A 21,946-nucleotide genomic window follows, 5' to 3' on the forward strand; every position below is an offset into this window, starting at 1 on the left:
CAGGGCCGAGGCCCACGGGCCGCTCCAATTAGACTGGGGCGGTTATGAATCCCGAAGCCCTCTCCGCCGCCCTGCTCGCCGTCGTCGCCCCGCTCGCCGAGGCACGACGACCCGGTGCGGCCGAGGGGCTGACCCCCGCGGATCTGCCGCTCGAGCGGCCCAAGAACCGCGACCACGGCGACTGGGCGTCCAACGCGGCGCTCAAGCTGGCGAAGGTCGTCGGCGCGAACCCGCGCGAGTTCGCGGCCGACATCGCCGCCGGGCTCTCCGAGGTCGACGGCGTCGCGGGCGTCGAGGTCGCCGGTCCCGGCTTCATCAACATCCGGCTGGATGCCGCCGCCGCCGGCGCGCTCGCGAAGACCATCGTCGATGCCGGCGCCGCCTTCGGCACGAACGAGTCGCAGCGGGGCAACACGATCAACCTCGAGTTCGTCAGCGCGAACCCGACCGGCCCGATGCACATCGGCCACACCCGCTGGGCCGCGCTCGGCGACTCGATGGCGCGTCTGCTGCTGGCCAGCGGCGCGACGCTCGTGCGTGAGTTCTACGTGAACGACGCGGGCGCCCAGATGGACCGGTTCGGCCGTTCCGTCCTGGCAGCCGCGAAGGGCGAGCCGACCCCCGACGACGGCTACCCGGGTTCGTACATCGACGACCTCGCACAGCGCGTCCTCTCCGCCGTGCCCGACCTGCTGTCGCTGCCGGCCGACGAGCAGCTCGCCGTCGCGCGGGACCGCGCGTACGAACTCCAGCTCGGCGACCTGCAGGCCTCGCTCGAGAAGTTCAATGTCCACTTCGACGTGTTCTTCAGCGAGCGGACGCTCCACGCGAAGGGATCGAACGGCGAGCCCAGTCTCGTCGACGAGGCGGTCGACCGCCTGCGCGAGCAGGGCCACGTCTTCGACGACGAGGGCGCCGTCTGGGTGCGCACCACCGACTTCGGCGACGACAAGGACCGCGTCATCCGCCGATCCAACGGCGAGTACACCTACTTCGCCGCCGACGCCGCGTACTACCTCAACAAGGGCGACCGCGGCTTCGCGCACAAGATCTACCTGCTCGGTGCCGACCACCACGGCTACGTCCACCGCCTGAAGGCGCTCGCCGGCGCGGCGGGTGACGATCCCGACAAGGACATCGAGGTGCTCATCGGCCAGCTCGTGTCGGTCAACGGCGCACGGCTGTCCAAGCGCGCGGGCAACATCATCGAGCTCGACGACCTGCGCGACTGGATCGGCACCGATGCCCTGCGGTACTCGCTCGCGCGCTATCCCGCCGATTCGCCGCTGACGCTCGACCCCGAGATCCTCCGCAAGCGCACGAACGACAACCCCGTCTTCTACGTGCAGTACGCGCATGCGCGCACGCACAACGTCGGGCGAAACGCCGCGGCATCCGGGGTCGACCGCTCCGAGTTCGCGCCGGAGCTGCTCACGCATGAGACCGAGTCGGCGCTCCTCGGCGCGCTGCAGGAGTTCCCGCGCATCGTCGGGTTCGCCGCCGAGGTGCGCGAGCCGCACCGCGTCGCCCGCTATCTCGAGGAGCTCGCCGGGCTCTACCACCGCTGGTACGACAACCGCCGCGTCATCCCGCTGGGCGACGAGCCCGTCGAGCCGGTTCACCGCACCCGCCTGTGGCTCAACGACGCCACGGGACAGGTGCTGCGCAACGGACTCGATCTGCTGGGCGTGACCGCACCGGAACGGATGTAGAGATGGCCCACGGCGACACGCAGGCGACCGAACCCCTTCCCGACGACATGGTGCCCGCCGCGCCGGCGCCGGCTCCGCGGCGCCGCGTGTGGCCGTGGATCGTGGCGTTCGCGATCGTCGCGGTGCTCGCCGTCGCCGCGTGGTTCGCGGCGGACGCGATCGCGCGCCAGATCGTGACAGGTGTGGTGCGCGACCAGGTGCGCACGCAGCTGGCGCTGCCGGCCGATCAGCAGATCGACGTCGAGGTCGCCGGCGCCATGATCCCGCAGCTCATCGGCGGCAGCATCGACGACCTCACGATCGCGTCCGACGACGTCACCTTCGGCGGCGTCACCGGCGACGTCACGGTCACCGCACACGATGTGGCGGTGCGTGCCACCGGCGAGATGAGCGGTGCGACCGCCACGGTCTCGTTCGACGAGGCCCAGCTGCAGACGCTGCTGGCGACGGTCGAGGGCTTCCCCTCCGACACCGTCGGCCTGGCGGCCCCGAACGTCACGATGTCGCTGGATCTGCAGCTGTTCGGCGTCGCCATCCCCATCGGGGTGGCGCTGACGCCCTCGGCGGCGGAGGGGCAGATCGTCCTCTCGCCCGCGTCCTTCCAGCTCGGCGACTCAGAGGTCACCGCCGACGCGCTGCGCGACCAGTTCGGCGGACTCGCCGATGCCGTGCTGCGCGACTGGAACATCTGCATCGCGCAGTATCTGCCGGCGGGGGTCACGCTCAGCGGCGTCGAGGTGGACGGCGACCTCCTGGTCGCCGATTTCGACGTCGACGGCTCGATCGCCACGGATCCCGCCCTTCAGCAGAACGGCACATGCGCCTGAGACGCCGCGGGGCGTCACACGGCACGGGGGCCGGGAGCCGAGTGCCCTAGACTTCTAGCACCGCCGGAGACCCCGTGTCACCGCCAGAGCGTGACCCCTCCGGCCGGCAGCGCCGTACCACCATCCCTGGACGGCCACGCGTCGAAGCTCCCACCGATTGGTCCACCGTGTCCGCCGACCCGCATACCCGTTCCGTCGCCCCCGCATGGCTGGAACGCCCCGCCGACGCGAACGCTCTCGCCCCGGCGGTCTGGCCGACCGCGGCGACGCGCGACGAGGAGGGCGTCCTCGAGCTCGGCGGCATCCCGGCGACGGCATTGCGCGACCGGTTCGGAACGCCGCTCTACGTCGTCGACGAGGACGAGGTGCGCGCCACCGCACGGCGCACGCTCGACGCCTTCCGCGCGGCGGCGGCGCTGCACGGCGTGCAAGCCCGCGTGTACTACGCCGGCAAGGCGCTGCTGACCACCGAGGTGGTGCGCTGGGTGACCGAGGAGGGGCTCGCGGTCGACGTCTGCACCGGCGGCGAGCTGGCGGTCGCCCTCGCGGCGGGTGCCGATCCGGCGCGCCTCGGCTTCCACGGCAACAACAAGTCCGTGCCCGAGCTCGAGCGCGCCGTCGAGGCGGGCGTCGGGTCCATCGTCATCGACAGCCTCATCGAGATCGAGCGTCTCGCGGCGATCGTCGAGCGCCGCGGGGTCTCGCAGGCGGTGCTGCTGCGGGTCAACAGCGGCGTGCACGCCGAGACCCACGACTTCCTCGCGACGGCCCACGAAGACCAGAAGTTCGGCTTCACGCTGACGGATGCCCCGGCCGCCGTGGCGCGCATCCGCGAGCTGCCGGGCCTGGAGTTCGTGGGCCTGCACTGCCACATCGGTTCGCAGATCTTCGGCACCGCCGGGTTCGAGGAGTCCGCCGCGCGCATCGTCGAGCTCCACGCCGAGCTGCGGGAGGGCGGCGAGCTGCCGGTGCTCAACCTCGGCGGCGGCTTCGGCATCGCCTACACGTCGGTCGACGATCCGACGCCGATCGAGGCGCTCGCGCTCGGCATCGCCGAGGCCGTCGCGCGGCAGTGCGAGGTGCGCGGCATCCCGGTTCCCCACCTCGCCTTCGAGCCCGGTCGCGCGATCGTCGGCCGCGCGGGCGTGACGCTCTACGAGGTCGGCACGACCAAGCCGGTCGCGCTCGAGAGCGGCGACACGCGGCTGTACGTCAGCGTGGACGGCGGTATGAGCGACAACGCCCGCCCCGCCCTGTACGGCGCGCAGTTCTCGGCGCGGATCGCGTCGCGCACGAGCGGTGCCGAGCCGGCGCTCGCGCGGGTCGTCGGAAAGCACTGCGAGTCGGGCGACATCGTGGTCGACGCCGAGTACCTCCCGGGCGATGTGTCGCCTGGCGATCTGCTCGCCGTGCCCGCGACCGGCGCCTATTGCTTCTCGCTCGCGAGCAACTACAACTACGTCCCCCGCCCGCCCGTCGTGGCGCTGCGCGGGGGAGAGGCGCGCGTCATCGTGCGCGGCGAGACGATCGACGATCTGCTCGCCCGCGATGCCGGCCTCGAGACGGCTGTGTTCGAAGCTGGGCGTCCCCTCGCGGACGCACCGATGGAAGGGAAACAACGGATGCCCGTACTGAGCGAGCGAAGCGAGTCGAAGTGACCGACTACCGCCGCCTCCGCGTCGCACTGCTGGGAGCCGGAGCCGTCGGCTCGCAGGTCGCGGCGCTGCTGCGCCAGCACGCCGACGAGCTCGCCGACCGGGCGGGAGCACGGCTGGAGCTGGTCGGCATCGCGGTGCGCGACGTCGACGCCAAGCGCGACGTCGAGCTGCCCCCGGAACTCTTCACCACCGACGCGGACTCGCTCATCGTCGGCTCCGACATCGTCATCGAGCTCATGGGCGGCATCGAGCCGGCGCGCACGTACCTCCTGCACGCGATCAACTCGGGCGCCGACGTCGTGACCGCCAACAAGGCGCTGCTCGCGACCCACGGCCCCGAGATCTTCGACGCGGCCGACCAGGTGGGCGCCGAGGTCTACTACGAGGCCGCGGCGGCCGGTGCGATCCCGATCATCCGGCCGCTGCGCGACTCGCTCGCCGGCGACCGCGTGCAGCGCATCATGGGCATCGTCAACGGCACGACCAACTACATCCTCGACCGCATGGACACCGAGGGCGCCGAGTTCTCGGCGGTGCTCGCCGACGCGCAGCGGCTCGGATACGCTGAGGCCGACCCGACGGCCGACGTCGAGGGCTACGACGCCGCGCAGAAGGCCGCGATCCTCGCGAGCCTGGCGTTCCACACGACGGTGCCGCTCGAGGCGGTGCACCGCGAGGGGATCTCGTCGATCGACTCGTCCATGATGGATGCCGCGCGCCACGCCGGCTACGTCATCAAGCTGCTGGCGGTGTGCGAGCGCCTGACCGAGGAGTCCGGCGAGTCCATCTCGGTGCGGGTGTACCCGGCGCTCATCGACCGCGCCCACCCGCTCGCCAGCGTGCACGGCGCCAACAACGCGGTGTTCGTGCAGGCCGAGGCCGCGGGCAACCTCATGTTCTACGGCGCCGGCGCCGGCGGCGTGCAGACCGCGTCGGCCGTGCTCGGCGACGTCGTGTCGGCGGCGCGGCGCCACATCGCCGGCGGCGTGGGCGTCGGCGAGTCGACGCTGGCGAACCTCCCCATCGTCCCCGTCGGCCGTGTCACCACGAGTTACCAGATCACGCTCGAGGTCGACGACCAGCCGGGCGTGCTCGCGACTGTCGCCGGCATCCTCAGCGAGGGGCGCGTCTCGATCGCCACCGTCGAGCAGACGGTCGTCGAATCGGGCGACGACGAGGGCGGCGTCGCCCGACTGGTGATCGGCACGCACAAGGCGTTGGAGCAGGACCTGAGCGAGACGGTGGACCGACTGGCCGCCAGCGGCGTCGTGGACCGCGTCGTCTCGGTTCTGCGGGTCGAAGGCAACTGAGGGTCTGAAGGAGACTGACATGGCACATGTTTGGCGCGGAGTCCTCCGCGAGTACGCAGATCGTCTGGGCGTGACGGATGCCTCGACCGTGGTCACGCTGGGAGAGGGCGGCACCCCGCTGCTGCCCGCACCGGCGCTGTCGCGCCTCACCGGCACGGACGTGTGGGTGAAGTTCGAGGGCATGAACCCCACCGGGTCGTTCAAGGACCGTGGGATGACGGTCGCCGTGTCGCGTGCGATCGACCACGGCGCCAAGGCCGTGATCTGCGCGTCGACCGGCAACACGTCGGCCTCGGCCGCCGCCTACGCGGCGCACGCCGGCATCACGGCCGCGGTCCTCGTTCCCGAGGGCAAGATCGCGATGGGCAAGCTCAGCCAGGCCGTCGCGCACAACGGCCGCCTCATCCAGATCCGCGGCAACTTCGACGACTGCCTCGAGATCGCGCGCGAGCTCGCCGACAACTACCCGGTCCACCTCGTGAACTCGGTCAACCCCGACCGCATCGACGGACAGAAGACGGCGGCGTACGAGATCGTCGAGCAGCTGGGCGACGCACCGGACTTCCACTTCATCCCCGTCGGCAACGCGGGCAACTACACCGCCTACACGCGCGGCTACACCGAGGAGGCCGCGGCGAACGTGTCGACCCGCGTGCCGCGCATGTTCGGCTTCCAGGCCGAGGGCTCCGCGCCGCTCGTGCGCGGCGAGGTCGTGAAGAACCCCGAGACGGTGGCCAGCGCCATCCGCATCGGCAACCCCGCATCGTGGGACCTCGCGCTCGAGGCGCGCGCGGCGACCGACGGCTACTTCGGCGCCATCGACGACGACCGCATCCTCGCGGCGCAGAAGCTCCTCGCCGGCCAGGTCGGGATCTTCGTCGAGCCGGCGTCGGCGATCAGCGTCGCGGGACTCCTCGACCGCGTCGAGGCCGGCGTGGTGCCGCAGCGCGCGCGCGTCGTGCTGACGGTCACCGGCCACGGTCTCAAGGACCCGCACTGGGCGCTGCGCAACGCCGACGGCTCGGAGGTCCAACCCACCGTGGTCGACGCGACGACGTCGGAAGTGGCATCCGTCCTCGAACTGGCGCCGGCCGCCGCTGCCGCCGAGTCTGTCGAAGCTCAGGGACCGCGCGCGTGAGCGCAGCCGTCGCGGCCGCATCCGGCCACGGCGCCCTCCCCGGGCGCCGGGTCGTGGTGCGGGTTCCGGCGACGAGCGCGAACCTCGGGCCCGGTTTCGACACGCTCGGCCTCGCGCTGAGCCTGTACGACGAGCTCGACGTGACGGTGCTGCCTGAGGGCGAGCTCGAGATCGAGGTCGAGGGGGCCGGTGCCGCGGACGTGCCGCGCGACGCCTCGCACCTGGTGGTGCGGGCGATCGCCTACGCGTTCGAATCCGCAGGACGACGGATGCCGGGTCTCCGCCTCGTCGCCCGCAACGTCATCCCGCACGGCCGCGGCCTCGGCTCGTCGGGTGCCGCGGTGGTGTCGGGCCTGCTGGCAGCCAAGGGCCTGCTCGAGGGCGACGTGGAACTGGGCCCGGATGCCCTGCTGCGTCTGGCGACGGAGCTGGAGGGCCACCCCGACAACGTGGCGCCCGCGCTGTTCGGCGGTCTCACGATCGCCTGGGTCGATGACGGCGGACCCCAGCACAAGAAGCTGCTCGTCCATCGGGGCGTGTCGCCGCTCGTCTTCGTGCCGGAGTTCACGATGTCGACCAAGCTCGCGCGCAGCCTGCAGCCCATGCAGGTGCCGCGCGAGGACGCCGTCTTCAACGTCTCGCGCTCCGCGCTGCTGATCGCGGCGCTCACGCAGAGTCCCGAACTGCTCCAGGCCGCCACCGAGGACAAGCTCCACCAGAACTACCGTGCGAGCGCGATGCCCGAGACCGACGGTCTCGTGCGGGCACTCCGTGCGGAGGGCTTCGCGGCGGTCGTATCGGGGGCGGGTCCGAGCGTGCTCGTGCTCGCCGACGGACCCGGTCGACGCCTCGAAGCGGCGGCCCTGGCCGCCGCCGTGACAGACACCCCGTGGGAGGCGCTCATGCTCGCCGTCGACTTCAAGGGTGGTACAGTGAGGGAGTACGCGGAGGGTTCCACGTAATACGTGAATCTGGCCTCCGTCGCAAATCTGCGAAACCACCGCACGGCATTCTGACCTGCCGACGTCCGCTGAGCACCCTCGCGGTCCCTCACCCCGTCGGCGGGAGTTTCGACAGGCGTGACAACTGATCGAGACGGGCAGACGCTACCCGCAGTGCTGTGCGAGTCGTGCACATTCGTTCGTTTTTCACAAGGGAGAACTCGTGGAGTCCATCTCCGAGGTCCATGCTGACGTTCCGGCCGACGAGCGCGCGGAAGCGCCCGAGGGTGTCGAGAACGCCGAGACCATCGAAGCCCCGGCCGACGCCGTGGCTGAAGAAGCCGTGATCGAGGCCGTCGCCGCCGAAGAGATCGCCGAAGAAGCCGTGGCCGAGGCCGTCGTGGCCGACGCCGTCGCCGATGAGGCCGTCGTCGAGGCCGTCGCCGCCGAAGAGGTCGCCGAGGAGGCGGTCGCCGAGGCGATCGTCGCCGAGGATGCCGGCGATCAGGCTGCGGCGGAGGCCGCGGAAGCCGTCGCCGATGAGGCCGTGGCCGAGGCGCTCATCGCCGACGCCGTCGCCGAAGAGGCGGTCGCCGAGGCGGCTGCCGCCGACGCCGTCGCCGAGGAGGCCGTCATCGAGGCGGTCGTGGCCGAGGCCGTGGCTGAGGAAGTCGTCGCCGAAGAGGCCCCGGCTGCGCCGGTGAAGGCGCCCCGCAAGCGCGCGCCGCGCCGTGCCAAGAGCACCGACGTCGCACCGGCCGAGCCCGTCGAGGCACCGGCCGAGGCCGCTGCCGACGCCGCACCGGCCGACGACGCCGCGGCAGAAGCCCCGCAGACCGAAGCCGCGCCGGCCGAGTCCGCGCCAGCCGAGGGCGGCGAGAACGCCGCGGAGGCGGCATCCGTCGCCGCAGAGGCGACCGAGGCCGACGCCGAGACGCCCGCCGAGTCGGGTGACGGCGAGCAGGCCGCCGAGGGCGAGGGCGGCGAGGCGCCGTCTCGTGGGCGGAGCCGCAGCCGCAGCCGCAGCCGCAACCGCAACCAGAACGCCCAGAACCAGAACGCCCAGGGCGGTCAGGGCGCGCAGGCGCAGAACACCCAGGGCGATCAGAACCAGAAGGCGCAGCCCGCCGCGGCCGAGCCCGCCAAGGCAGAGACGCCCGAGGACGACCAGCAGTCGCAGGGCAACGGCCGTGGCCGCCAGCGCAACAAGCGCCGCGGCACGCAGGCCAGCAGCGGTGACGAGTTCGACACCGAGATCGGCGAGGACGACGTCCTCATCCCGATCGCCGGCATCCTCGACGTGCTCGACAACTACGCGTTCGTCCGCACGTCCGGCTACCTGCCCGGCCCGAGCGACGTCTACGTCTCGCTCGGACAGGTCAAGAAGTACAACCTCCGCAAGGGCGACGCGGTCGTCGGCGCCATCAAGCAGCCGCGCGAGGGCGAGCAGTCCAGCCGCCAGAAGTACAACGCGCTGGTCAAGGTCGACGCCGTCAACGGCCTCTCGGTCGACGACGCCGCGACACGTGTCGAGTTCGGCAAGCTGACGCCGCTGTACCCGCAGGAGCGCTTGCGCCTCGAGACCGGGCCCGAGAAGTTGACCCAGCGCATCATCGACCTCGTCGCGCCCATCGGCAAGGGTCAGCGCGGCCTCATCGTCGCGCCGCCCAAGGCCGGCAAGACGATCGTGCTGCAGCAGATCGCCAATGCGATCTCGATCAACAACCCCGAGGTCCACCTCATGGTGGTGCTGGTCGACGAGCGGCCCGAAGAGGTCACCGACATGCAGCGCACCGTGAAGGGCGAGGTCATCGCCTCGACCTTCGACCGTCCCGCCGAGGATCACACCACGGTCGCCGAGCTCGCCATCGAGCGCGCCAAGCGCCTGGTGGAGCTCGGCCGCGACGTCGTCGTGCTGCTCGACTCGATCACGCGTCTGGGCCGTGCGTACAACATCTCGGCGCCCACCTCGGGCCGTGTGCTCACCGGTGGCGTCGACGCCTCGGCGCTGTACCCGCCCAAGCGCTTCTTCGGCGCCGCGCGCAACATCGAGAACGGCGGATCGCTCACGATCCTCGCGACCGCGCTCGTCGAGACCGGCTCCAAGATGGACGACGTCATCTTCGAGGAGTTCAAGGGCACCGGCAACAGCGAGCTGCGCCTGTCGCGCCAGCTCGCCGACAAGCGCATCTTCCCGGCGGTCGACGTCAACGCGTCGAGCACCCGCCGCGAGGAGATGCTGCTCTCGCCCGACGAGGTCAAGATCACCTGGAAGCTGCGTCGCGCGCTGGCGGGTCTCGACCCGCAGCAGGCCCTCGAGGTCGTGCTCGGCAAGCTCAAGGAGACGTCGTCGAACGTCGAGTTCCTCGTGCAGATGCAGAAGTCGATCCCGGCTCCCACCACCGGCCACAGCGGCGGACGCAGCCACGCGGACGACAACAGCATCCGCTGATCCCCGATGGTCGAGCCCGCGATGTTCGATTCCGTCCGGGCGCTGATCGACGAGCACCGCGCGGTGCAGGAGGAGCTCTCCGACCCCGCGGTGCACGCCGATGCGGCGCGCGCGAAGCGGGTCAACCGGCGCTACGCCGAGCTGTCGCGCATCGTGAAGGCGAACGAGGACTGGCTGGCGGCATCCGATGATCTGGATGCCGCCCGCGAGCTCGCGCGTGAGGACGAGGCGTTCGCCGAGGAGGTGCCCGCGCTCGAGGCGCGCCTCGGCGAGGCCCAGGAGCGGCTGCGCAGGCTGCTGATCCCGCGGGACCCGGACGACGCGCGTGACGTGATCATGGAGATCAAGCAGGGCGAGGGCGGTGCCGAGTCGGCGCTGTTCGCCGCCGATCTGCTGCGCATGTACCTGCAGTACGCCGCGTCGAAGGGATGGAAGACCGAGCTCCTCGAACGCAACGAGTCCGATCTGGGCGGGTACAAGGACGTCCAGGTCGCGATCAAGGGGTCCTCGTCCGACCCCGCGCAGGGCGTCTGGGCGCACCTCAAGTACGAGGGCGGCGTGCATCGCGTGCAGCGGGTGCCGGCGACCGAGTCGCAGGGGCGCATCCACACCTCGACGACCGGCGTGCTGGTGTTCCCCGAGGTCGACGAGCCCGAAGAGATCCACATCGACCAGAACGACCTGAAGATCGACGTCTTCCGCTCGTCGGGTCCGGGCGGCCAGTCGGTCAACACGACCGACTCGGCGGTGCGCATCACCCACGTGCCGACGGGGATCGTCGTGTCGATGCAGAACGAGAAGTCGCAGCTGCAGAACCGCGAGGCCGGCATGCGCGTGCTGCGTGCACGCCTGCTCGCCAAGCAGCAGGAAGAGCTCGAGGCGGCGGCATCCGACGCCCGCAGGTCGCAGATCCGCGGCATGGACCGGTCCGAGCGCATCCGCACGTACAACTTCCCCGAGAACCGCATCGCCGACCACCGCACGGGCTACAAGGCGTACAACCTCGACCAGGTGATGGACGGTGCGCTCGAGCCGATCATCGAATCGGCGATCACCGCCGACGAGGAGGCGCGCCTCGCCGCCCTCGGCGGCGACGCCTGACCCCCGTCGCCCCGCCGCCCCCGTCGCCGCCGCTCCGCGCGCCCGACCCCACTCGGTGACTTGTCGTATATGTACGCGCCACGCCGGCGTGTCGCGTGCATATACGACAAGTCACGCACCGTGGGGCGGGGGCTGTGGAGAGAACGCGGCAGCTCAGGGGCGAACGTGCGACGCTCGGAAGGATGCAGCAGCACATCGACCTATCGAGGGCCTTCACCGTACGCGACGGCCTGCGCGCCGGGTTCGCGCGTCGCGAACTCGACGCGAACCTGTTGGACCGGCCCTTCCACGGGCTTCGCGCGGTCAAAGACGACGAGACCGAGCAAGACCTCGCCGCCGGTGAACGCCAGCGCAGGACCATCGAACTGCGAGCCAGGCAATTCAGTGCCTACATGGGGCCACACGAGTTCTTCTCGCACACGACCGCTGCAGTTCTGTGGGGCATCCCGCTGCCGCTGCTCGCCGACAACGACCTCCACGTCTCCGTCGTCTCGCCGCGTCGAGCGCCTCGCGGCACAGGGGTCCGGGGCCATCAACTCGTCGCACCGGGCGTTCAGGTCGTGAGGCCCGACGGGCACGGACTGCGGGTGACGTCCGCGGTCGTGACGTGGGCGCTTCTGGGAGGAGTGCTGCGGCATCCATACGATCTCGTCGCCGCTGCGGACGCCGTAGTCCGAGTGGATCGCGTCCCTGGTCCGCGCGGCAGGGTGATGCCCCCGGCGCTCGGCACCGTCGCCGAGCTCGAGGCGGTGCAGCTGCCGAAGCGGCGCGGAGTCGTGGCGCAGCGAGAGGCACTGGCGCGCGTTCGTGGAGGCGTTGCGTCGCGTCCGGAGACATGGATGCGGCTGACCCTGGTGGATGCCGGTCTGGCGGAGCCCGAGACAGATGTCGATGTGTATGACGACGCGGGGGAGTTCATCGGCTGCGTCGATCTCGCCTACCGAGGGCTCAAGATCGCCTTCGAGTACGAGGGTGACCATCACCGCACCGACAAGGTGCAATGGAGTCGGGATCTCGAGAAGCACGAGCTGCTGGTCCGTGCCGGCTGGCGGGTGATTCGTGTCACCGCGCAGATGGTCTTCGTCGACCCGAACGTTCTGACGCGTCTCGCCCGTCAGGCGCTTCGCGACCGGTCCTGACGCCGCACCGCCGCATCCCCGCACCGCCGCACCGCGAACCACGCTCGCCTCGGGGGCGCCACGCTCTCCCAGCTGACTTGTCGTATATGCACGACACGCCAGGCGTGTCGCGTACATAGACGGCAAGTCAACCGCGAGGAGAGGGATGCCGCGGGGGAGGGATGCCGCGCCGCTAGGCTTCGAGCGTGCTCACGTTCCTCATCCGCGCCCTGATCTTCCTCGTCTCGGCGGCACTCGGCCTCATCGCGGCCGACCTGATCCTCCCTGGGTTCTCGCTGCACTGGGACGACTGGTGGGGGATCCTGCTGGCCGTCGTGATCTTCGCGGTGCTGCAGAGCATCCTGGCGCCGTGGCTGTTCAAGATCACGCGCCGGCACGCCAACGCGCTCATCGGCGGGATCGGCCTGCTCTCGACGTTCGTCGCACTCCTGATCGCGGTGCTCATCCCGGCGGCCGGCATCGGGATCGACGGTCCGGTGGCATGGATCATCGGCACCCTCGTCGTCTGGCTCGTGACGGCGCTCGCCACGTGGCTGCTGCCGCCGCTGTTCATCAAGAACAAGGTGCAGGAGCGCCGCAGCTGACGACGGAAGATAGGGATTCCTCCCGATCCGCCACGGACTCCTGGGGCGCCAGGCTGATGGGATGATGGGCGGTATGCAGATCGGCCGCGTTCCCCTCGTCGGCCGGCAGGCGGATCTCGACGCCCTGCGCGACGAGATCGCCGCCGTCGGCTCGGAAGGGCGAGCCGTGGTGGTGTCGGGCGACGCCGGCATGGGAAAGACGCGCCTGCTGCGCGATTTCACCGAGTCGCTCGACGACGGCGTCATCGTGCTCCACGGCGCATCCGTGGACTCGGGCTCGGGCCCCGCCCCGCTCACCGCGATCACGGATCTGCTGCGGGACCTGGTCGACGCGCTGGGAGTGGATGCCGTGCGCGGGGCCGCCGGCCCCGCCGCCGACGCGCTCGGCGTGCTCGTGCCCGCACTGGCGGACAGTCCCGGCGACGCCGAGCGTCTGGCCGACGTCGTCGTCGAGACGTTCTCGAACCTCGCGCGGACTCATCGCCTGGTGGTGATCATCGAGGACCTCCACTGGTCCGACAGCACCACGTGCGAGATCGCCGCACGCCTCGTCCGCCGTGCCGCGGTGCTGCCGCTGTTCGTGCTGCTGTCGTACCGCACCGATGACGTCGGGCGCGGGCATCCGCTGCGGCCGGTCCTCGCCGAGCTCGACCGGGCTCGTCTGCTCACGCATCGACCGCTCGCACGCCTCAGTCCCGCCGAGGTCGGCGCGCTCGCCACCGCCGTGCACGGCGGCACGCTTGCCGCCGAGGTGCTGCTCGACATCGCGGCCCGCAGCGACGGCATCCCGTTCTACGTCGAAGAGCTCGCGAGCTTCTCGGGCGAGCGGCTGCCGATATCACTGCGCGACGTCCTGCTGCTGCGCTACGAGCGACTGGATGCCGAGGCCCGGCGTTTCACCCGCGTGCTGGCGACCGGCGGAGTCGAGGTGGGCGACCCGGTGCTGCGTGCCGTCTTCGAGGGCGAGGAGTCCGCTCTGGAGGACGCAGTGCGCAGTGCGGTCGACGCGCAGGTCGTCGTGATCCGCGACGACGCGTATGCGTTCCGCCACGCCCTCATGCAGGAGGCGGTGTATGCCGAGCTCCTTCCCACAGAGCGCACGCGCCTGCACACCGCGTACGCCGTCGCCTGGGAGGCGGCGGCGCCCACGGCGCGTGTGCTCGCCGACATCGCCCACCACTGGCGGGCCGCCCACGTCCCCGATCGGGCGCTCGCGGCCGCGGTGGCCGCGCAGCGTGCCGCGAGCGGTGCGTCGGCGTGGTCTACGGCCGCCGAGGCGGGGGAGCGGGCGCTGGAGCTCTGGGATGCCGTCACCGACCCCGAGACGGTCAGCGGGACGACGCGCGTGAAGCTGCTCCGCCGGACCTCAGCAGCGCTCGTGTCGGCGAACCGGAACGACCGAGCCCTCGCGTTCGCGCGGGAGGCCGTGGCTTTCTGGCCCGAGGAGGACGTCGTCGGTCGCGCCGACATGCTCGGCGACCTGGCCACGATCGAGTTCCAGGCGGGCGTGTCGGACGGCGTCGAGAGCATCGAGCAGGCGCTCGCGATCCTCGAGGACGATCCGCGCCACGACGTGCAGCGGGCGGGGCTCCTCCTCAGCTCCGCGCGCGTGCACATGCTCAACGGGCGTCAGAGCCTCGGCACCGAGGTCGCGGCACGTGCGCATGCCACGGCCGAGCCCGCGGCCACCGCGGGCGACCGCTTCGCCGCCGAGATCCTCGTGCAGGCTCTGCTGATCGCGGCGACCTGCCGGACGACTGCGGGCGACGAGAGCGGCCTCGCGCTGTTCGCGCAGGCGCGTGCGCAGGCGGGCGGGTTCGTCCGCGCGATGATGCGCTACTACATCAACTACTCCAACGCGCTGATGCTGGTCGGCCGGTATGAGGAAGCTGTCGCCGTGGCACGTGAGGGGCACGAGTACGGGCGCACGCACGTGGCGGATCTCGGCCCTCTCGTGATGATCGAGGCCAACATGATCGAGGCGCACATCTACGCGGGCCGGCTGCGCGAGGCCGAGGAGCTGGGCGCCCTGCTCCCGATGGTCGAGCCGGGGCTGTACTCCGCCTTCCTGCGCGAGCGCCTGGTGTGCCTCGCGATCTGGCGCGGACGCATCGACGGCGCCGAGGCCGCGCTCGAGGCCGCGCGCCTCGAGCTCGACATGTTCGGCGCCTACGAGTTCCAGACCCGGTTCGGCATGGCCTACGACCTCGGAGAGCTGGCGCTCGCCCGCGGCGACGCCCACGAGGCGCTCTCGCACGCGCGGGCCGCGTGGGAGACGCCCGCCGGCGGCGTGCTCGCGCTGCCGCTCACGGCGGTCGCGGCGCGCGCCGTCGCGATGCTCCGCGAGCGCGGCGAGGATGCCGACATCGAGCCGTACCGCGCGGTGCTGGCATCCTTCGCCGACTGGCCGGTGACCCCGCTCTGGGCAGCCGTCTTCGCCGCCGAGCTCGGCGAGGGCTCGTGGGGATCGGCGGTGGACGCTGCCGGTCCGGCGTACGTCCGCGCGTACGCCCGGGTGCGCCGAGGCGAGGAGGTGCTCGCCGCGGGCGACCGCACGGCGGCGCGCGAGATCCTGTCGGCGGCCGCGGCGTACGCCGCGGAGCTGGGTGCGGACGGCCTGGCCGCACGCGCCCAGGAGGTGATGACGGATGCCGGACTCGCCGGCGTCGCGCCGCGCTCGGTGCTCACCGCCCGCGAGGAGCAGGTGCTCGAGCTGGTCGCTGAAGGCCTCAGCAACGGACAGATCGCCGAGCGCCTCTACATCAGCGTGAAGACCGTGTCGGTGCACGTGTCGGCGATTCTCCGCAAGCTGGAGGCGCCGTCACGCACCGCCGCCGCGGCGATCTATCGCCGCACCGCCGCCTGAGGCGGCATCCGCTCTGCGCAGATCCGCGTCAGATGTGGTACTCGGGCGTCGTCAGCAACGCGCGCGTGTCGTCCCCGGCACGACGGGCGCGCGGCTTCGCCGGCACGCCGACCAGCACGGAGTCGGCGGGCGCGTCCTTGGTGACGACGGCGTTGGCGCCGACGACGGACCCTGCGCCGATCGTGATGGGCCCGAGGATCTTCGCGCCCGCGCCGACCGCGACGCCGTCCTCGATGGTCGGGTGCCGCTTGCCGCCCTCGCGCTGGCGGCCGCCGAGCGTGACTCCGTGGTAGAGCATGACGTCGTCGCCGACCTCGGCGGTCTCGCCGACCACGACGCCCATGCCGTGGTCGATGAAGAAGCGGCGGCCGATGGTGGCGCCGGGGTGGATCTCGATGCCGGTGAGCCAGCGCGTGACCTGCGACCCCGCGCGGGCGACGAACCGCACGTCGCGGGTCCACAGTGCGTGCCACACCCGGTGCGCCCAGATGGCGTGCAGGCCCGGGTACAGCACGGCGATCTCCAGGCCGCCGCGTGCCGCGGGGTCGCGCAGCTTCGCCGCGGCCACATCCTCGCGTACGCGCGCGACGAACCCGATGCGCTCGTCGGTCATTTCGACTCCTCCTCGGGGTCGCGCAGGTGCGCATACAGTGCGGTCGACAGGTAGCGCTCGCCCGAATCGGGCACGATCACGACGATGCGCTGACCGGCCGCGTCCGGGCGCGCCGCGATCTGCAGCGCCGCCCACACCGCGGCGCCCGCCGACATCCCGGCGAGGATGCCCTCGCGGGTAGCGAGCTCGCGCGCGACGCGGATCGCGTCGTCGAACTCGACGTCGAAGATCTCGTCGACGACCGAGCGGTCGAGCACGTCGGGCACGAAGTTCGGGCCGATGCCCTGGATGCGGTGGCCGCCCGCGCGGCCCTCGGTGAGCACGGGGGAGTCCTTCGGCTCGACCAGGACGATCTTCGCGGCGGGGTTGCGCTCCTTGAGCAACTGACCGACGCCGGTGATCGTGCCGCCCGTGCCCGAACCCGCGACGAACCAGTCGACGTGACCGTCGGTGTCGCGCCAGATCTCCTCGGCCGTGGTGCTGCGGTGGATCGCGGCGTTCGCCTCGTGCTCGAACTGGCGGGCGAGGATCGCTCCCGGCGTCTCGTCGACGATGCGCTTGGCGGCGTCGACCGCCTCGGTCATGCCCTTGTACGGATCGGTCAGCACGAGATCGGCGCCGAATGCCTTCAGGAGCGTCCGACGCTCCTTCGACATGGACGCGGGCATCGTGAGGATGACCTTGTAGCCGCGGGCGGCGCCGATGAGAGCCAGCGCGATGCCGGTGTTGCCGCTGGTGGACTCGACGATCGTCCCCCCCGGCTGCAGTTCTCCCGCCGCCTCCGCGGCCTCGACGAGGGCGTAGCCGAGACGGTCCTTGACCGACGAGCCGGGGTTGTAGAACTCCAGCTTGGCGAGCACCTCCGCGCCGAGACCCTCCGTGAGCGCGTTGAGGCGCACGAGCGGGGTCTCACCGAATGCGGTGGTGATGTCGGGATGGATGCCGGGCACGTGGTGCTCCTCGGTTCGGGCGGCGCGGGAAGACGGCGACGGCGCGCCGGCGCCCGAACGGGTCGGGGTGGCCGGCGCGCCGTCGTGACGTGTCAATCTTCGCGCAGATCCTCGAACAGCGCGGTCGACAGGTAGCGCTCGCCGAACGACGGGACGATCACGACGATGTTCTTGCCCTCCGCCTCGGGACGGGCGGCGACCTGCAGGGCGGCCCAGATGGCGGCGCCCGACGAGATGCCGACCAGGATGCCGTCCTTCTCGCCCACCGCACGCGCGGTCGAGATGGCGTCGGGGAACTCGACGTCGATGACCTCGTCGATCACGCTCTGGTCGAGGATCTCGGGGACGAAGTTCGGCCCGATGCCCTGGATCTTGTGCGGCCCGGGCGTGCCCTTGGTCAGCAGCGGGGAATCGGCCGGCTCGACGGCGACGACCTTGGCTCCGGGCACGCGCTCCTTGAGCACCTGGCCGACGCCGGTGATCGTGCCGCCCGTGCCGATGCCGGCGACGAAGTAGTCGATCTGGCCGTCGGTGTCGCGGAGGATCTCCTCGGCGGTGGTCTTGCGGTGGATCTCGGGGTTCGCCTCGTTCTCGAACTGACGCGCGAGCACGGCGCCCGGGATCTCGGCGACGAGCTCCTCGGCCTTCGCGACGGCGCCCTTCATGCCGCCGGCGGGGTCGGTGAGTACGAGCTCTGCGCCGTAGCCCTTGAGGAGCAGCCGGCGCTCGATCGACATCGACGAGGGCATGGCGAGCACGACGCGGTAGCCGCGGGCGGCGCCGACCATCGCGAGCGCGATGCCGGTGTTGCCGCTGGTGGCCTCGACGATCGTGCCGCCGGGCTGCAGCTGACCGGATGCCTCGGCGGCGTCGACGATGGCGATGCCGAGCCGGTCCTTCACGCTGGAAGCCGGGTTGTAGAACTCGAGCTTCGCCAGCACATTCCCGCCCACACCCTCCGCGACGCGGTTCAGGCGCACGAGCGGCGTGTTGCCGAAGGCGGAGGTGATATCGGGATGAATGCCGGTCATGTCGGGGCCTTTCGCGGGTCACGGCTGGTCGAGAAACAGCCTAGGGGGCGCGTTTTCGTGTGAGTCCTTCTGTGACGAAAGCCTGGTCGCGCACGGGTACCCTTGCGCACCCGAGAGCAGGTGAGACCCCGTCCGGAGGCGGCTGCGAGAGCGCCCGACGGGCCGGGAGCGGCGAGAGCCGGGCCTAAAGTGGATGCGGTCATGGCTTCTCGCGACGATTCCCCCTTCCTCTCCGACGCGCTCGCGCGCGCGACCGCACGCCTGGCCGCCGCCGGCATCGCCGACCCCGCCGTCGACGCGGAGCTGCTGGCCGCCTTCGTCCTCGACGTCGGTCGTGGGGAAGTGCAGGCCGCCGCCTTCCGCGGCGACGCGATCGCCGCGCTGGACGAGCGCCGGCTCGACGAACTGGTCGCGCGTCGCGCCACGCGCGAGCCGCTGCAGCACATCACCGGCTCCGCACCCTTCCGCCACCTCGAGCTGCGTGTCGGCCCCGGCGTCTTCGTGCCGCGCCCCGAGACCGAGATGGTCGCGCAGCTGGCCATCGACGCGCTGTGGGTCGCGGCATCCCCGTCCCCGATCGCCGTCGATCTCGGCACCGGCAGCGGTGCGATCGCGCTCGCGATGGCGACCGAGGTGCCGCACGCGCGGGTGTTCGCCGCCGAGAACTCTGTCGACGCGTACGTGTGGACGAAGGAGAACTTCGCGCAGGTCGGCGCCGACAACGCCGCGCTCGCGTTCATCGACCTCGCCCATGCCTTCCCCGAGCTGGACGGAACCGTCTCGGTCGTGGCATCCAACCCGCCGTACGTTCCGGATGCCGCCATCCCGCGCGACCCGGAGGTGCGGTTCTTCGACCCGCCGGCCGCGCTCTACGGGGGAGAGGACGGCCTCGACGTCATCCGCGTGCTCAGCCGCGTGGGCCTGCGCCTCGCACACCCGGGCGGCACGATCGTGATCGAACACGGCGAATGGCAGGGCGAAGCGATCCGCGGGATCCTCGCCGCAGACGGTTGGCGCGCGACCGCGACGCACCCCGATCTGACGATGCGCGACCGCGCCACGACGGCCCTGCGCCCCTGATCATGGGGTCGGTGCCGCTCGCAATTAGACTGGCGGGCGACATGTCCCCCATCTTCGACTGCCGTGACGAGGCGCAGCTGCTCACCGGCATGCGCCAGGCGCGCCAGGCCATCGCCCGCGGCGAGCTCGTCGTCATCCCCACCGACACCGTATACGGCGTCGCCGCCGACGCCTTCGACCATCAGGCCGTCGCGCGCCTCCTGGCTGCCAAGGGACGCGGGCGCCAGTCGCCGCCGCCCGTGCTGGTCGCCGGTGCCACGACGCTCCGCGCGCTCGTGGCCGAGGTGCCCGAGCCGATCGAGCGCCTCGTCGAGGAGTTCTGGCCGGGGGGCCTCACCATCGTGCTTCCCGCGCAGCCGTCGCTGTCGTGGGACCTGGGCGAGACGCGCGGCACCGTCGCGGTGCGCATGCCCGCCCACCGCATCGCCCTCGAGCTCCTGGAGGAGACCGGGCCACTCGCCGTGTCGAGCGCCAACCTCACCGGGATGGCCGCCGGGATCACCGCCGAGGACGCGCAGGGGATGCTGCAGGACAGCGTCGCCGTCTACCTCGGTGACGGACCCTCCAAGACCGGCATTCCGTCGACCATCATCGACGCCACGAGCCTGATCGGCGGCGAGGAGCCGCGGGTGAAAGTCCTCCGCGAGGGCGCGGTGAGCCGCGCGCAGCTGCGCGACGTGCTCGGCGACCTCCTCGAGCCCGATCCGGGCTCCGACGAGGAGGACATCCCGGCCTCCGAGCCCGGCTTCGGTGACGCCTCGGGAACCGACGCGGCCGGCGCGGGCACGCCTGAGGCGCCGGAGCCCGGCAGCTCGTGAAGCAATACGTCTTCACGATCCTCCTCACGGCGGCGGTCACCTTCGTCCTGTCGTGGGCGGTCTGGCGACTGAGCCTCCGGTACAAGCTGTATCCCGGCATCCGCGAGCGCGACGTCCACACGACGCCGACGCCGCGTCTGGGCGGCATCGCGATGTTCCTGGGCGTGCTGGCGGCCTTCGCTGTGTCGTCGCAGCATCCCTACTTCTCCATCGTCTGGGCGCAGCCGCAGCAGATGTACGCGCTGCTCGGCGCGACGGCGCTCATCGTGGTGGTCGGGGTGCTCGACGACCTGTGGGACCTCGACTGGATGATAAAGCTCGGCGCACAGTTCCTCGCCGCCGGCGTGATCGCGTGGTTCGGTCAGCTGCAGATCTACACGCTGCCGCTCGGCGGCATGACCATCTTCTCCAGCTGGGCGAGCTTCACCCTCACGGTGTTCTCCATCGTCGTCGTCATGAACGCCGTCAACTTCATCGACGGGCTCGACGGCCTCGTCGCCGGTGTCTGCCTGATCGCCAACGTGGTCTTCTTCGCGTACTCCTACATGGTCTTCCGCGACATCGGCTCGAGCACGTACTTCACGCTGTCGTCCCTCATCGCCGCGGTGCTCATCGGCGCCTGCATCGGCTTCCTCCCGCTGAACTGGAGTCCTGCGCGACTGTTCATGGGGGATGCCGGCGCTCTCATGCTGGGGCTGCTCATGGCGTGCTCGGCCATCTCGATCACCGGCAACTTCGATCCCGCCATGATCGCCGACAACGACGCATTCGGCCGGTCGCAGCTGCTCGGTGCCTTCATCCCGATCCTCCTGCCCGTCGTCGTGGTGCTGCTGCCGCTCTTGGACTTCGGCCTCGCGGTCGTACGCCGCATGAGCAGGGGCAAGTCGCCGTTCTCGCCGGACCGCAAGCACCTGCACCACCGCATGCTCGACATGGGGCACACCGATCGCGATGCCGTCCTCATCTTCTACGCCTGGACCGCGCTGGTCAGCCTGTCCGTGCTGCTCATGTACATCGGCACGACCCTCGAATGGCCGGGCGACTACCTCTTCGGCGTGCTCTACGGCGTCGTCGGCATCGCGGCCTGCCTCGTCGTGACCTTCCTTCCCTCGCACCGTCGCGCGCCGCGCGCGACGGTGGCGCACACGCCACCCGAACCGCAGCCCGATCCTGCGCCCGCACAGGAGGACGCCCGATGAGCGCCACCCCCATCTCCAGCACCCCGATCTTGCGCACCGTCCTGGTGTGGTCCGGGACGGTGACGGCGATCCTCGCGGTCGTCGGCGCCGTCGTCGGATTCCTCGTGGCGGGCACGGAAGGCCTGTGGAGCGCGCTGCTCGGCGTCCTCGTCGCAGCGGTGTTCCTCGGCATCACGGGCGCCAGCATCCTCATCGCGAATCGCTGGTACGCCAGCGACCTCTACGTGCCCGTCTTCTTCGGCATCGTGATGGGCGGCTGGATCCTGAAGTTCGTGGTGTTCATCGCCATCCTGTTCATCATCCGCGGTCAGCCGTGGATCGAACCCGCCGTGTTCTTCGTCGCGGCGGTCGTGAGCGTGCTGGCATCGCTCGCGGTAGATGTCGTGGTGATGATGCGGATGCGAGTGCCCCACGTGAGCGACGTGCAGCTGCCGACCGACCCCGACGCCGGAGACCGCCGCGACGGGCCGCCCGAGGCGGGGTGACCCCCTGGGCGCGGATTCAGGAACCTTTCAAGTTTGATAGGC

The 21,946-nt window shown here is 71.1% G+C and carries 18 protein-coding genes; 15 read left to right on the plus strand and 3 right to left on the minus strand.

Annotation, left to right across the window (positions count from 1 at the left end; genetic code table 11):
* Nucleotides 1-44 precede the first annotated feature (44 nt).
* From argS to MRBLWS13_RS19305, 11 genes are all read left to right on the plus strand, one after another.
* On the plus strand, nucleotides 45-1,712 hold the full coding sequence (gene argS / locus MRBLWS13_RS19255; protein ID WP_349426921.1) for an arginine--tRNA ligase: 1,668 nt from the start codon (nucleotides 45-47) through the stop codon (nucleotides 1,710-1,712).
* Between the two features lie 2 nt (nucleotides 1,713-1,714).
* A complete protein-coding gene (locus MRBLWS13_RS19260; protein WP_349426922.1) occupies nucleotides 1,715-2,539 on the plus strand; it encodes a DUF2993 domain-containing protein in 825 nt (274 codons plus the stop codon).
* 167 nt (nucleotides 2,540-2,706) lie between these two features.
* Nucleotides 2,707-4,197 carry a diaminopimelate decarboxylase gene (gene lysA / locus MRBLWS13_RS19265; protein WP_349426924.1) on the plus strand — a complete coding sequence of 497 codons (1,491 nt, stop codon included), beginning with the start codon at nucleotides 2,707-2,709 and terminating at the stop codon, nucleotides 4,195-4,197.
* On the plus strand, nucleotides 4,194-5,507 hold the full coding sequence (locus tag MRBLWS13_RS19270; protein WP_349426925.1) for a homoserine dehydrogenase: 1,314 nt from the start codon (nucleotides 4,194-4,196) through the stop codon (nucleotides 5,505-5,507). The genes lysA and MRBLWS13_RS19270 overlap by 4 nt, the downstream gene beginning before the upstream one ends.
* Before the next feature lie 19 nt (nucleotides 5,508-5,526).
* On the plus strand, nucleotides 5,527-6,645 hold the full coding sequence (thrC, locus tag MRBLWS13_RS19275; protein ID WP_349426926.1) for a threonine synthase: 1,119 nt from the start codon (nucleotides 5,527-5,529) through the stop codon (nucleotides 6,643-6,645).
* Nucleotides 6,642-7,607 (plus strand): homoserine kinase, encoded by a 966-nt coding sequence (gene thrB / locus MRBLWS13_RS19280; protein WP_349426927.1) that lies wholly within the window; start codon nucleotides 6,642-6,644, stop codon nucleotides 7,605-7,607. The genes thrC and thrB overlap by 4 nt, the downstream gene beginning before the upstream one ends.
* A 202-nt stretch (nucleotides 7,608-7,809) precedes the next feature.
* Nucleotides 7,810-10,038, plus strand: a complete 2,229-nt coding sequence (gene rho, locus MRBLWS13_RS19285; protein ID WP_349426928.1) for a transcription termination factor Rho — start codon at nucleotides 7,810-7,812, stop codon at nucleotides 10,036-10,038.
* Between the two features lie 21 nt (nucleotides 10,039-10,059).
* Nucleotides 10,060-11,139 carry a peptide chain release factor 1 gene (prfA, locus tag MRBLWS13_RS19290; protein ID WP_349429113.1) on the plus strand — a complete coding sequence of 360 codons (1,080 nt, stop codon included), beginning with the start codon at nucleotides 10,060-10,062 and terminating at the stop codon, nucleotides 11,137-11,139.
* Between the two features lie 182 nt (nucleotides 11,140-11,321).
* Nucleotides 11,322-12,278 (plus strand): hypothetical protein, encoded by a 957-nt coding sequence (locus MRBLWS13_RS19295; protein WP_349426929.1) that lies wholly within the window; start codon nucleotides 11,322-11,324, stop codon nucleotides 12,276-12,278.
* A gap of 185 nt (nucleotides 12,279-12,463) precedes the next feature.
* Nucleotides 12,464-12,862: a hypothetical protein gene (locus MRBLWS13_RS19300; protein WP_349426930.1), complete on the plus strand. Its 399-nt coding sequence runs from the start codon at nucleotides 12,464-12,466 to the stop codon at nucleotides 12,860-12,862.
* A gap of 73 nt (nucleotides 12,863-12,935) precedes the next feature.
* Nucleotides 12,936-15,728 carry an AAA family ATPase gene (locus tag MRBLWS13_RS19305; protein ID WP_349426931.1) on the plus strand — a complete coding sequence of 931 codons (2,793 nt, stop codon included), beginning with the start codon at nucleotides 12,936-12,938 and terminating at the stop codon, nucleotides 15,726-15,728.
* 28 nt (nucleotides 15,729-15,756) lie between these two features.
* Here MRBLWS13_RS19305 and epsC read toward each other — a convergent pair whose 3' ends face one another.
* From epsC to cysK (MRBLWS13_RS19320), 3 genes are all read right to left on the minus strand, one after another.
* On the minus strand, nucleotides 15,757-16,341 hold the full coding sequence (epsC, locus tag MRBLWS13_RS19310; protein WP_349426932.1) for a serine O-acetyltransferase EpsC: 585 nt from the start codon (nucleotides 16,339-16,341) through the stop codon (nucleotides 15,757-15,759).
* Nucleotides 16,338-17,291, minus strand: a complete 954-nt coding sequence (gene cysK, locus MRBLWS13_RS19315) for a cysteine synthase A (protein ID WP_349426933.1) — start codon at nucleotides 17,289-17,291, stop codon at nucleotides 16,338-16,340. Before cysK (MRBLWS13_RS19315) ends, epsC begins: the two co-directional genes overlap by 4 nt.
* Nucleotides 17,292-17,383: 92 nt before the next feature.
* Nucleotides 17,384-18,322 (minus strand): cysteine synthase A, encoded by a 939-nt coding sequence (cysK, locus tag MRBLWS13_RS19320; protein ID WP_349426934.1) that lies wholly within the window; start codon nucleotides 18,320-18,322, stop codon nucleotides 17,384-17,386.
* Between the two features lie 201 nt (nucleotides 18,323-18,523).
* Here cysK (MRBLWS13_RS19320) and prmC point away from each other — a divergent pair, with 201 nt between their 5' ends.
* The 4 genes from prmC to MRBLWS13_RS19340 are packed head-to-tail and all read left to right on the plus strand — an operon-like array spanning nucleotide 18,524 to nucleotide 21,904.
* Nucleotides 18,524-19,402, plus strand: a complete 879-nt coding sequence (prmC, locus tag MRBLWS13_RS19325) for a peptide chain release factor N(5)-glutamine methyltransferase (RefSeq protein WP_349426935.1) — start codon at nucleotides 18,524-18,526, stop codon at nucleotides 19,400-19,402.
* Nucleotides 19,403-19,443: 41 nt separating this feature from the next.
* The gene (locus MRBLWS13_RS19330; protein ID WP_349426936.1) at nucleotides 19,444-20,220 is read left to right on the plus strand and encodes an L-threonylcarbamoyladenylate synthase; all 777 of its coding nucleotides are present in this window, start codon (nucleotides 19,444-19,446) and stop codon (nucleotides 20,218-20,220) included.
* Nucleotides 20,217-21,419 carry an MraY family glycosyltransferase gene (locus MRBLWS13_RS19335; protein ID WP_349426937.1) on the plus strand — a complete coding sequence of 401 codons (1,203 nt, stop codon included), beginning with the start codon at nucleotides 20,217-20,219 and terminating at the stop codon, nucleotides 21,417-21,419. Before MRBLWS13_RS19330 ends, MRBLWS13_RS19335 begins: the two co-directional genes overlap by 4 nt.
* Nucleotides 21,416-21,904 (plus strand): hypothetical protein, encoded by a 489-nt coding sequence (locus MRBLWS13_RS19340; protein WP_349426938.1) that lies wholly within the window; start codon nucleotides 21,416-21,418, stop codon nucleotides 21,902-21,904. Before MRBLWS13_RS19335 ends, MRBLWS13_RS19340 begins: the two co-directional genes overlap by 4 nt.
* The last annotated feature ends 42 nt before the right edge of the window (nucleotides 21,905-21,946 follow it).

This window comes from Microbacterium sp. LWS13-1.2, assembly GCF_040144835.1.
In the GTDB taxonomy this organism is placed as follows: Bacteria; Actinomycetota; Actinomycetes; order Actinomycetales; family Microbacteriaceae; genus Microbacterium.